The following is a 1,415-nucleotide window of genomic DNA, read 5'->3' on the forward strand; positions in this document are numbered from 1 at the left end:
CCCCACGACCGCCTCGACGACGACCGGCTCCGCCCCCGGGCCTCCCCGGCCGCCTTCACCCCGGCCGGGGGCGGCCGGGGTGAAGGCGGCCGGGGAGGCCCGGGGGCGGAGCCGGTCGTCGTCGAGGCGGTCGTGGGGGCCGTGGCCGAGGTCGGTGGATATCCCGCGGGCGAGCTGACGCGGGGGGCCCGGTTCTACGAGGACCTCGGCTTCGACTCGGTCATGATCATGCAGCTGAAGGACCGGATCGAGGCGCGGCTGCCCCAGGTGGGCGAGCTGGCGGTGCCGGATCTGATTCCGGCGCTGCGTTCCATCGACTCCCTGGCCGTGCATCTGGCCGGGCTCGTTCCGGCCGGCGCGACGCCGGGAAAGGAGTGATCCGTGTCGTCCGTGTTCATCGCCGGGACCGGGACCGCGCTGCCCGGCGAACCCGTGGACAACGAAACGCTCGGCCGCGCGCTGGGCGTGAGCGCGGAGTGGATGGACGTATTCGTCGGCACCCGCTTCCGGCACTTCGCCCGCGACCTGGACACCGGGGAGGTCCGTGGCAGCCTGGCCGGGCTGTGTGCCCGCGCGGCTGGCGAGGCGCTGGACCGGGCCGGACTCGATTCCGCCGACGTCGACTTCCTCGTCCTGGCCACGGCCACCCCGGACCGGCTGCTGCCCACCACGGCCACCGAGGTCGCCGACCTGCTGGGCCTCGGCCACCTGCCCGTCTACCAGCTCCAGGCCGGCTGCTCCGGCGCGCTGCAAGCGCTGCGGCTCGGCCGTTCCCTGCTCGCCGGCGACGCGGCGGCCGGCCTGGTCATCGGCGGCGACGTCACGCACCGGCACCTGGATCTGCGCCCGGGAGCGGCCCGCCGTCCGCCCGCCGAACTGGTCAACTACGTGCTGTTCGGGGACGGTGCCGGCGCCGCCGCGCTCACCGCGGAACCGCTCGGCGACCGGCTTGCCGTGCGCGCGGTGCTGAATCGGTTCTCCGGGCAGGGCCGCGCGCCCGGCCAGGTCGTCAACTGGTACGGCGCGAGCGCCACCCCGCGGGAGGGCCCCGCCGTCACCGAGGACTACAAGGCGATCGAGGAGTCCGTGCCGGAAATGGCCGCCGTGGCGCTGTGGGAGATGCTGGAACTGGCGGGCTGGGAGCCGGGGGACGTCGACTACCTGCTGCCGCCCCAGCTGTCGCGGAACATGACCCGGCGGATCCTCGACCGGCTCGCCCTGCCCGCGGCCCGCGAGATCAGCTGCGTCACCGACACCGGCAACACCGGGAACGCGCTGCCCTTCCACCAGCTCGACCGCGTCGCCGAGCAGGCCCGCCCCGGCGAACGGGCACTCGCCCTGGCGGTGGAGTCCAGCAAATGGATCAGTACGGGGGTGTGCCTTGAGAAGGTCTGAGCCCATGGACGCCCCGATTC

The 1,415-nt window shown here is 74.3% G+C and carries 2 protein-coding genes; both read left to right on the forward strand.

Annotated elements, in window-relative coordinates:
• Positions 1–378, forward strand: a 378-nt coding sequence (locus CCN72_RS33550; protein WP_244174606.1) for an acyl carrier protein, incomplete at its 5' end; no start/stop codon positions are given.
• Positions 379–381: 3 nt separating this feature from the next.
• Positions 382–1,395 (forward strand): 3-oxoacyl-ACP synthase III family protein, encoded by a 1,014-nt coding sequence (locus CCN72_RS33555; RefSeq protein ID WP_244174607.1) that lies wholly within the window; start codon positions 382–384, stop codon positions 1,393–1,395.
• Positions 1,396–1,415: the final 20 nt, after the last annotated feature.

Source organism: Streptomyces murinus (genome assembly GCF_002154555.1).
Lineage (GTDB): Bacteria > Actinomycetota > Actinomycetes > Streptomycetales > Streptomycetaceae > Streptomyces > Streptomyces murinus.